Raw genomic sequence first — 9,705 nt, 5'->3', positions numbered from 1 at the left:
TGCCCGAAGGTCTTCCTCTGCGCCATCGCGCTCGCCGCAACCATCATGTTCTGGCCATGAAACTTAATGGGTCCTTACCCTAGCAGGCTGCTGAAGAACTCGGCCCTCGACGCGGTTTTCGGGACGTGATTCATCCTCACCGCTACGTTTTGGGGGTGAGGGATGCGCGGGGCGGACGAGGTGACGGGGGCGCTGTTCAGCTATATCAGCCTTGAGGAGCGGATCCCGGCCCGGCACCCGTTGCGCAAGGTGCGCGAGATCGTCAACGACGCGCTGGCCAGCCTCGATACCGAGTTCGACCGGCTCTATTCGTCCGAGGGACGCCCTTCCATCGCGCCGGAAAGGCTGGTGCGCGCGAGCCTGATCCAGATCCTGTTCTTGGTGCGCTCCGAGCGGCAGCTGATGGAGCAGATGCACTACAACCTGCTGTTCCGGTGGTTCGTGGGCCTCGGCATCGACGATCCTGTCTGGGTGCCGACGGTGTTCTCGAAGAACCGTGACCGCCTGCTCACGACCGACATGGCCCGGAAGTTCCTTACGGCGATCCTCGCGCACCGCGAGGTCGCGCCGCTGCTGTCGGACGAGCACTTCTCGGTCGACGGCACGCTGGTGAAGGCCTGGGTGTGGCTCTGTTGCACAAATTGCCTGGAGGATTCCTCTTGTGACTCAGCGTGGTAGCTGGTCTGCATGAGCCGACCGATACCTCCCACTTACAAGACCCGGAGCTGGCCCGCCTGCAACGAAGCGCTCAAGTGCCGTGGCTCGTTGACGGTCTGGTTTGATCCCGCCATGAACTGGGAAGCCGCACCGACCGGCAAGCGGGGGCGGCAACCCGACTACAGCAAGGCCGCGATCCAAACCTGCCTGACGATGAAGGTGCTTTTCGGGATGGCGCTGAGGCAGACCACGGGGTTCGTCGAAAGCCTGTTGCGGCTCATCGGTCTGGACTGGGCCGTGCCTGACTTCAGCACGCTGTCGCGGCGCTAGAAGACCCTGAATGTGAACATCCCCCACCGCAACTCGGAGGGCCCGCGGCACCTGCTGGTCGACAGCACCGGCATCAAGGTCGAGGGCGAAGGCGAGTGGAATGCCCGCAAGCACGGCGGCCCCAAACGGCGCGTCTGGCGCAAGATCCACATCGGGATCGATGAGAAAACCCTGGAAATCCGTGCGGCCGAGTTCACCACCAGTGGGATCGGCGATGCGCCATTCGTCGGGCAAACAGTCGCCCGGACTGTTTGCTGGCCCTCCTCATTGCCCGAACTGCTCGGCCAGATCCCGCCCGAGCAGGAGATCGGCAGCGGTGAGCCCCGCGAACGCTGACGGTGCCTTCGACACCCGCAAGTGCCACGACGCCATTGCCTCTCGCGGGGCTGCGGCGATCATCCCGCCCCGCAAGAATGCGAAACCCTGGAAGCCCGACACCGCCGGGGCCATTGCACGAAACGAGATCCTGCGGACATCGAAGCGGGTCGGGCGCACCATCTGGCGGCGATGGAGCGGGTATTACCGCCGAAGCCGTGTAGAGACCAAGATGCACTGTGTGAAACTGCTGGGGCAGCGCCTGTCCGCCCGGGACTTCGACCGTCAGGTTGCAGAGTTCCAAGTGCGTGTTGCCGTCCTGAACGGCTTCACCGCGCTCGGCACACCCATGATTGAGGCCAAGGAATAACTCCCTCTGGGAAAGGGAAACTCTGGCCCTCACGAGATTTGTGCAGCAGAGCCCAGCAGAGCTGGAAACTTGCGCAAAGGACCCAACGATTTAAGAACGTTTCCCCAAGTCCCGAAAGCCGAGGCGACGAGAGTTGAAGTGCAGCGCTTTTTCTGGTAATTATGGCAAATAGGTCATTTTTACTCCTCTTTCATGGGGGAGTGAAATGTCTTGTTTGACCTCGGAGCTCGAAGAGCGTCCGAAGGATTTCGAATGGCAGAGTCTGTCCGCAATCCTGCGCGATGAGCGCACCATATGGACGAACCTCCGCGCCATGAAAGGGCGCGCCGAGGGCGAACTGACTTACAACGATCCGACAGGCGGGGAGTCTGCCGAATGAGCGGGACTGTTCGCCAGAATTGCGAATGCTGCCATCTTAGCGGGGGGGGGGCGCATGGGCGTGACCCGGACGGACATCGCGACAGTGCTGGGGAGAAGGCCGATCGCTCGAAGCCTTGTGGCTAGGCTGTGATGCCGCGCTCTGACATTTCGGCATACGCGGCAGATATGTTGGCAAAGGCCGACGCAGAACCGGCCTCCTTCGCCGTGAGCTCCCGATGTGTCATCAGAATACTTCTGGAGAGTGATCCTAGACCTTTGTTCTCGGAGCTCAGCCTGCCGTTCAGCCCGAACGCTTTGACGATGTTCCGGATGACTATCTCGGGCGCCCGCACCGGAGATGATGGGGCGGCAGAGCTCGCTCAATCCGGCTTTGACGACTTGCAGGCCCGAGGAGCAACAGGTCCCGTAGCTTAGGAGTAACGATCATGATCGATGCTGCATCCATTCGGCGTTTTGCGCCAAATGCACGGCCCGAGTTGACTCAGGCTATTGCGGCTAACTGGCACCATGCGGAGAGCGCGGAAATTGCGACGTCCCGGCGGGTGCAGCACTTCATGACCCAGATCGCACACGAGACGAACGGGCTAGCGCGCCTTGACGAGAACATGAACTATTCCGCAGCCCGGCTGGTCGAGGTGTTCCCGAGGCGCGTCACCCCGGCTCAAGCACGGATCCTGGCGGGCAATCCCAAGGCGATTGCGAACCACGTCTACGGCGGACGCTTGGGCAATCACCTCCCCAACGACGGCTGGGACTATCGCGGATCGGGGTTCATACAGCTCACCGGGCGCGAGAACTTCCGTAAGCGCGGAGCAGAGATCGGCATGCCGCTTGAAGAGAATCCCGAACTGTGCCGCGAGCCTGGACCGGGCTTTCTCGCCGCGGTCGCCTACTGGAAGGTCGCAGGCTGCAACGACCCTGCCGAGCGCGATGATGTGCGGGGCGTCAGGAAGCGCATCAATCCTGCGCTTGCGGGCCTGGCCGAGTGCAAGGTTTGGCTAGCCAAGGCCAAGCGTGTCTTCACTGACGGTGCACGCGCTTTCGAGCCGAACGCGGCTGCGAGTGAGCTGGAAGCTGTGGGCGAGATGCTAGGGACGCTCGGCTACGCTGAAGGTGTCCGGAGTGCCGATCCCGACATGTTGTTGCGCAGCTTCCAAGAGGCGCGCGGCTTGAATGCCACCGGTCGGGTGGACGATGCCACACTCGACGCGGTGATCGAGGAGATGGAGCAGTTCGACGGTGGTTCGGCCGCCTTACCCCCCGGCTCTGGGTCGGTCGCCTCTCGCTCCGCTGAACTCCTGGTTATTGGTCTGGTCGGCGTCGCATCAGGCTTCCTCCTGGCCGAAGCCTTGGGGCGTGGCGGTGAAAAGCCTTTGGCACGGGGCGGCGGACGTGATTCCACTACCCGTGGCGCATCATCGGCGGTCCAAAGCGAGTCAACGGCCGCACAGGCGGTGAGGCTGCTGGGGCTGCTACGACGGCTGCCGGAGGCCGCGCGTTCGGAGTTCTACGACGAGCAGATTGCGTCGATTCTAAACGAGCTCGCGCGGCGGGCCACCTCCTCCCGCGGTAGCGATAGCTTAACCGACTGGCTTCAGGTCCAGGCGGCAGCGGATGGGCTCGCTGCGGAGGGACTAGGCGAGGTGACGCTTGAACTCTATCAAACCAGGCGCGCGGCCTTCGACGCGGCGATGGCACAACTGTCGCTCGAGCAGCAACTCGCGTTGAAGGCGCTGACGGAAGAGTTCGAGCCGGCGAGTTCCTCCCGCGCCTTGCCGCCAGCCTTTCCTACGTTCGATCTTGAGGCCAACGCGCGGTCGGTTCCCCGCGTTCTCGCCTCCTTTGACGGAACAAGCGTGTTCACCAGCCGCCGCGGTTTCCCAGCGATCGAGGGGATACTGGCCATCCATGCTGCAGACGGTCTGGGCGAGGTTGTCTTCCAAGCGACTAGCGGAGGTGGCGCCCGGGATTTCAGGGCGACCAATGGTCCGCTGCCGCCCGGAATCTACCGTGTGAGCAACCATCGCCCGAACCGGACGACCGTCGGCATGGTTGCGCATGGCGTGGGATATTCATTCGACCTCGACCCTACAGACGGCACCCAGGTCTTTGGTCGAAGCCTATTCCGCATTCATCCTGATGGCCCGAGCCGGGGCACAAACGGCTGCATTGGCGTGGAAGGGAACGCGGCGACGCTGCGCGCCTGCGAGGCGCGGATTGCGGCAGGCTTACGTGCCGGGGGACCGTTCCGGATCATTGTGCGGCACTAGGCCGCGTATACGACAGTCTGGGAGCTAAGCCATGACCAGAACCACCTTCGAGAGTGTGACCACTAACGAGTTCCAAGAGGTTGTCGACGATTTCCCTTGGACCCGCCGGATCACCGAGGTCCACCTCCATCACACTTGGCGGCCTCGGCAGCGTGACTATCGAGGGCTGCCGACGCTGCTGGGAATGTGGCGCTATCATACCGAAACCAAGGGTTGGAGCGACATCGCCCAGCATGTGACCGTGGCTCCTGACGGCACGATCTGGATCGGTCGCAACTTCAATTGGGCGCCAGCCAGTGCAATCGGATTTAATGGCAACGCAACGTCTGGCCCTTTCATGATCGAGATGATCGGCGACTTCGACCATGGGCGCGAGAGTCCGGGCGACGACCAGTGGCAGGCCGTCCTGAAAGTCATGAAGTCTGTCCAAACACACTTCAACCTGCCTGCCGAAGCGCTGCGATTCCACAACGAGATGTCGGGCAAGACCTGCCCGGGCGAAAGCTTGGATAAGCAGCAGGTAATCCGCCAAATCGCCGATACTGCCTTGCCTTCACGGGAAGGAGGGAGGGCGAGGGAACCCTTCGACGCACGCCACGGCCGAGTCACGCAGATCCTGCGCGGCATGGAGCCCGGCGCACGGCAGACCGATGACATGTCCGGGGCCGAGCACCCCACGGGGGAGGATGACGGAAGACTGCTCGGGCGTGCCAGTTCGCTTGGCAATCTGGTCATTGACCCCGAACTGGTGAACCATGTGATCAACCTCCGGCGCGGCCGCTTCTCGTCCGGGGGGCTCATCGAGACGGACCAAGGCGATGTAGACCGCATCTTTGAGGAGGACTTGCCCGCCTACATCAACGCGCAAAAGGCGCGGCAGCGACCTGCCCATCTGCTCTTCTATGCCCACGGCGGACTGGTGCCAGAGTCGGGCGCTGTTGCAGGGGCGATGTCACAGCTTTCCTTCTGGAAGAGGAACGAAATATACCCAGTCTTCTTCATCTGGGAGACTGGGCTCGGCGAAACGATCCGTCAAATGCTCGAGGACACAGTTGCCCGCCCATTTGGCACACCCGGGACGCGGGCCTTTTTCACGGACCCGCTAATCGAGGATCTCGTCCGGGCGCTGCAAGGCGGCCGCATTTGGGACGGCATGAAGTTCAGTGCCGAGCGCGCCAGCGCCGACGACGGCGGGGCAGCGTATGTCGCTGCCAAGACGGCAGAGTTTCAGAATGCGCATCAAGACGACCTCGCAATCCACGCCGTTGGGCACAGCGCAGGCGCAATCTTCCACGCCTATTTCCTGCACCGTCTCGCGCATGAAGGAGGCAGAATAAAGACGGCCCATTTCATGGCGCCAGCTATCACTAACGCCCTGTTTCACGCGGCGCTCGCCCCGTTGCTCGGGGAGAAAGTTGGCTCCTTGACGCTCTTCACCATGCGCAAGGCGCTTGAACGCGCAGACACCGTGAGCCCGATTTATCGCAAGTCGCTCCTCTACCTCATTCACGGGGCGTTGGAGCGCGCGCGGAATACGCCGATCCTCGGGCTTGAGACATCGCTGCGGGAAGACGGACAGACGCGCCGCATCTTTGGCCTGAACGGAGACTCGTCGCCGGTCGGCTCGGTCGTCTGGTCGCAAAGCCGAGACGAGGCCGCGGGCGAGGCCAGCCTTTCCACAACGCACGGGGGCTTTGACAATGATCCTGCGACGCTGAACAGCATTGTTCGACGCGTGCTCGACCGGCAGCGTGGCGAGGACATCGTGCCCTTCAGCGATCAAGGCCGCGCGGCGGATGCCATGGATCCATGGAGCGGGCAGGTTGACTGGCCTGAGCACCTTCAGGACTTCCTGTCCGCAGCGGCCGCCATCCCGCCGCAGGAAGGCGTTTTGGGGCAAATCCCGACCAAGCCTTCGGGCACTGATGGTGGACCTGCTAAGACCCAAGTCCAGCCCGTCGCAGGCACCAGCGCGTCGGGTCGGCGAATCGCACTCTGCATCGGCATTGACGCTTACGAGCGCAGCCCTCTGAACGGCTGCGTGAACGACGCCCGGCTCTGGCTGAGGACGCTGGAGGGACTCGGCTACACAGGAGAACTCATGCTCAACGGCGAGGCGACAGGCGATAGAATCCGGCGTCGCGTCGGTGACCTCGTTACCGGGGCGCGTCCGGGTGAAAGCATCGTAATCCAGTATGCCGGTCACGGCACGACCATGACAGACAACGACGGCGACGAGGTCGAAGACCAATGCCTCTGCGCAGTGGACTGCGACTCGGCACCCGGTGGGCTGGTGGTGGACGACGAACTCAGGCAGATCTTCTCGGGCTTGATGGAGGGGGTGGCACTCACCTGCTTCTTCGATTGTTGCCATTCTGGTACGGCCACGCGTGCCGCCCTGCGGGCGCAACGAAGCCTGCGCGCCCGTTCCAGCGCGCGCGATTTGGATATCCGCCCTCGCTATCTGCCCCCCAGCGAGGCGATGAAGCAGAACTATCGCAACCGGCTGCCGGCCCTCCGTGCCGGCGCGCGGTCGGCGGCCGGACCCCAGCGTGAAATCCTGTTCAGCGCCTGCACCGCAACAGAACTTGCGTATGAGAACAACGGACAGGGGGACTTCACCCGGTATGCCAACGGGGTTCTATCCCAAGGAATCGGCGGTGTCGCCAACAGGGATTTTCTCGACCGGGTGCTTCTCGCATTCGGCGAGCCGCGCCGGCAAAACCCCTTGCTCGACTGCTCGCCGTCTCGTCGCATGGCGCCTTTGCTGGGGGTCTGATGTCGATGGCCGAGTTGCCCCCTGCACCGCAGGCGCCGGATGCCGTCACTGCCGTTGCCCAAAGCCGCGAGGCGGGCGCGGCCGGGCGGGCTGTCCCCGGAGGGAGGGTGCCGGAGCCGGGCGAGGATCAGACCTATCGCATCGGCGAGCGCGTCGAGAGGGCTGGCGGGACAAAGCTTCATACACGCAAGCCGGAAGAGCCGGTGTATCGGCCCCTCAAGATCTTTGCCGCGGACCCATCAGTTTCCCGGCTTGCCGGGGGCATAGCCGCCACCAAGGTCCAGTACGAGCCGCTGAGGAGGGGCTTCCGCGGCAAGGTGCTGGAGGTCAGCGCCAGCAGCCTGGACGGCCGAACCTGGCCAGAGGCCGAGCCCGACCATCCGCATGTCCTGCTGCGGGGTGGCTACGACCCGTCATTGTCAGATCCCCGCTTCCACCAGCAGATGGTCTATGCCGTGGCGATGACAACCTACGACAACTTCAAGGTAGCGCTCGGCCGGAACCCGACGTGGGGGTTTGACCCCCAAAACGAGCGCACGTGTCTTCTGTTGCGCCCCCACGGGGCGGAGGATGCCAACGCTTGGTACGCGCGCAGCAGCGGCGAGATCGTCTTCGGCTACTTCCAAGCAAAGGAAACGACGCCTACGGCCCAGAAGGGGGTGGGCTACGTCTTTACCTCTGCTTCCCACGACATCATCTCGCACGAGATGACGCATGCTCTGCTGGACGGAGCCCGTTCACATTTCATGATCGCCAGCCATCCCGACGTGTTGGCCTTCCACGAGGCTTTCGCAGATCTGGTGGCCTTCTTCCAGCATTTTACCTTCGAAAGTTTCGTGAAGGCCGCCGTTGCAGCCTCGCGCGGCAATCTCCTCAACTCTGGCGTTCTCATCCGCATTGCGGGCGAGTTCGGCATGGGTCTTGGCGCTGGACAAGAGGCGCTTCGAACTCTCTCCGATCTTGACAAGGAGTTTGGCCCGGAGGGGAAAGGAGGGGAGGGTCCTCGAGAAATTCTTACACTTGAACAAGCGGGAGTCTTGCCACACGAGCGGGGCCAGGTCCTTGCCCGTGCAGTCGTCGCGACCTTTCTGACGCTTTACCAGCGACGCACGCGGCGCTTTGTCAAGCTCGCCACTGGAGGGTCAGGCGAGCTCTTACCGGGCGACTTGCCTGAGGGGCTTGTTGACATCTTGGTGGCCGAGGTCCGGCGGTTAGCAAGCCAGATGCTGCAGCTGTGCATCCGGGCGATCGACTACTGCCCGCCGGTAGATATCCGCTTCGGTGACTACCTCCGCGCGCTCGTCACGGCCGACCGCGACCTGGTTGCGGATGATGACTGGGCCTACCGCGAAGCGCTGATCAGCGCCTTCGGACACCGGGGCATCTTCGGCGAGGGCACGATGCACATGACCGAGGAAGCTCTGAGCTGGGGCGGGCCGACCATACCGATGCGGCCTCTGGACGATCTCAGCTTCAGCCGCATGAAGTTCGAAGGCGATCCAGGCCAGCCGTGCAGCCCAGCAGAGCTGCGTCGGCAGGCCGGTGTCCTCGGCCTGCTGGCTGCCCGGCCAGAGAACGCGCGCGAATTTGGCCTCGTTAGTCCGGGAACCAATCAGTTTCGCTTAGGCGGCTATGAGTTGCCCGTGATCGAGTCGATCCGCTCGGCGCGGCGGGTGGGGCCCGACCAGCAGATCGCGTTCGACACGATAGCCGAGATCGTGCAGGGCCGGCGGGTCCGCGACGGGGCTGGGCGCGAGTTCACCTTCTATGGCGGCTCCACCGCAATCCTCGGACCCGCAGGAGAGATCCGCTACGTCATTCGCAAGCGCGTGGATCACGAAGGCCGGCTGCAGGAGCAGGTAAATGACATGGCGGGCAAACTCGGATCATTCTGGATCACCAGAGCGACCTCCGTCCAGCCTGACATCGCTGGCACGAAGCGGCTCTGTCAAGGTCATCGAGACTAGGTAGAGAACCCATACAGGCTTCTGATCTTCTGCGGCAATATTCTCCGTAATTGGGTTCGATGGGGAGCCGAGATCATGGCACATCTGTTCTGGCCTTCGGATAAGGCTTGGGCGGCCATTGAGCCGCGGGGGTTGCCGGGGAAGCCCCGGGTGGACGACCGTCGGGTGATCTCGGGCATTTTGCACGTGCTCAAGACGGGCTGCCGCTGGCGGGATGTGCCGGCGGCCTATGGGCCACCCACCACGATTGGCCTGCTGCCGATTTCGTGGACACCAGGTTAAGTTTGCATAATGCGGGCCTCGAATGCCACTGGGCTGAGATAGCCCAGCTTCGAATGGCGTCGCTGCGGATTGTAGAGGCGCTCGACGTAGTTGAACACGTCGGCCCAGGGGGCGTCACGCGTGCAGTAGACCTTGCAGGCAGTCCGTTCGGTTCTCAGCGAGGAGAAAAGGCTCTCCATTGCAGAGTTGTCCCATACGTTGCCGGCCCGGCTCATCGAGCAGGTGATGCCGTGGTCGTGGAGCAGGCGCTGGAACTGCTCGCTGGTGTATTGGGAGCCTTGGACGCTCTTCTAGGGTCAGGACCCATTGATTTCAGGTTATGTGCGTGATGCTGAGGTGGCGAGGAGACCTGGC

General features: G+C 63.0%; 3 protein-coding genes and 4 pseudogenes. 6 read left to right on the top strand and 1 reads right to left on the bottom strand.

Going from position 1 to position 9,705, the window contains the following annotated elements; translation table 11 throughout:
- Nucleotides 1-162 precede the first annotated feature (162 nt).
- From ACFFII_RS17440 to ACFFII_RS17415, 6 genes and pseudogenes are all read left to right on the top strand, one after another.
- Nucleotides 163-621: pseudogene (locus ACFFII_RS17440) on the top strand (transposase); the annotation flags it as partial.
- Between the two features lie 66 nt (nucleotides 622-687).
- A pseudogene (locus ACFFII_RS17435) lies at nucleotides 688-1,672 on the top strand (IS5 family transposase).
- Between the two features lie 806 nt (nucleotides 1,673-2,478).
- Nucleotides 2,479-4,323: a hypothetical protein gene (locus ACFFII_RS17430; protein WP_377700145.1), complete on the top strand. Its 1,845-nt coding sequence runs from the start codon at nucleotides 2,479-2,481 to the stop codon at nucleotides 4,321-4,323.
- 31 nt (nucleotides 4,324-4,354) lie between these two features.
- The gene (locus ACFFII_RS17425; RefSeq protein ID WP_377700144.1) at nucleotides 4,355-7,102 is read left to right on the top strand and encodes a caspase family protein; all 2,748 of its coding nucleotides are present in this window, start codon (nucleotides 4,355-4,357) and stop codon (nucleotides 7,100-7,102) included.
- Nucleotides 7,102-9,069 carry a gluzincin family metallopeptidase gene (locus ACFFII_RS17420; RefSeq protein WP_377700143.1) on the top strand — a complete coding sequence of 656 codons (1,968 nt, stop codon included), beginning with the start codon at nucleotides 7,102-7,104 and terminating at the stop codon, nucleotides 9,067-9,069. The genes ACFFII_RS17425 and ACFFII_RS17420 overlap by 1 nt, the downstream gene beginning before the upstream one ends.
- Nucleotides 9,070-9,144: 75 nt before the next feature.
- Nucleotides 9,145-9,318, top strand: a pseudogene (locus ACFFII_RS17415) (transposase); the annotation flags it as partial.
- A 29-nt stretch (nucleotides 9,319-9,347) separates the two neighbouring features.
- Here ACFFII_RS17415 and ACFFII_RS17410 read toward each other — a convergent pair.
- Nucleotides 9,348-9,638: pseudogene (locus ACFFII_RS17410) on the bottom strand (integrase core domain-containing protein); the annotation flags it as partial.
- Nucleotides 9,639-9,705: the final 67 nt, after the last annotated feature.

The sequence above is a fragment of the Paracoccus niistensis genome (genome assembly GCF_042432925.1).
GTDB lineage: Bacteria > Pseudomonadota > Alphaproteobacteria > Rhodobacterales > Rhodobacteraceae > Paracoccus > Paracoccus niistensis.
This window is presented reverse-complemented; position numbering and strand designations above follow the sequence as displayed.

What these genes read in the sequence shown, in the direction of transcription:
- ACFFII_RS17425 (WP_377700144.1), top strand. Translation starts at nt 4,355, where the DNA reads ATGACCAGAACCACCTTCGAGAGTGTGACCACTAACGAGTTCCAAGAG.
- ACFFII_RS17420 (WP_377700143.1), top strand. Translation starts at nt 7,102, where the DNA reads ATGTCGATGGCCGAGTTGCCCCCTGCACCGCAGGCGCCGGATGCCGTC.
- ACFFII_RS17430 (WP_377700145.1), top strand. Translation starts at nt 2,479, where the DNA reads ATGATCGATGCTGCATCCATTCGGCGTTTTGCGCCAAATGCACGGCCC.